Source organism: Variovorax sp. 10N432 (genome assembly GCF_056394465.1).
The window spans coordinates 1-542 of record NZ_JBFTHX010000149.1 but is presented as its reverse complement, the minus strand read 5'-3'; the positions used below and the strand labels follow the sequence as shown (position 1 = coordinate 542).

1 protein-coding gene is annotated in these 542 nt (G+C 58.3%); it reads right to left on the bottom strand.

Going from position 1 to position 542, the window contains the following annotated elements; genetic code table 11:
• Window positions 1-2: 2 nt before the first annotated feature.
• Window positions 3-470: a RidA family protein gene (locus tag AC1DF3_RS37090; RefSeq protein ID WP_478142827.1), complete on the bottom strand. Its 468-nt coding sequence runs from the start codon at window positions 468-470 to the stop codon at window positions 3-5.
• Between the last annotated feature and the right edge of the window lie 72 nt (window positions 471-542).

Below are 542 nucleotides of genomic sequence, written 5' to 3'. Positions count from 1 at the left end.
CATCAGTTTCGGTGCCTGGGGAAGACAGCCATCATCTCCAGTTCGACGCGCGCACCGGGCGTGGAAAGCTGATTGATGCACACAGTCGTACTCACCGGCGACCAAGTGCCGAAGTACTCCTTCATCACCTCGACCATCCCGTCCATATCGCGCATATCGGTCAGGTACTTCGTGATCTTCACGACATCCGTCCACGTCAGGCCCTCGTGCTTGAGGATCGATTCGATGGTCCGCATCGCCCGTCGCGTCTGCTCTCGAATGTCAACGGGGTGGTCATGCTCCTCTGGCACATGGGGGTGCTTATGGTACAGAGGCGACGAGGTTGCTCCCGAGATCAGCAGCACGTCCGACATGCCGCGCACCCGAATCGCCGGCGCGTAAGGCATCTCAGCGTGTCGCTCAGGCAGGGTCTGAATCTCGCCCACGTCAGGATTAGTCGGCGACGTGCGAAAGGGCGTGGTGAATGTCATGGGTGCTTCCTATGAGGTATCGTTGCGCCTGGCATTCTAGGAAAAACAAAGAGCAAAGGCAAACGTTTGCAC

What these genes read in the sequence shown, in the direction of transcription:
- AC1DF3_RS37090 (WP_478142827.1), bottom strand. Translation starts at nt 470, where the DNA reads ATGACATTCACCACGCCCTTTCGCACGTCGCCGACTAATCCTGACGTG.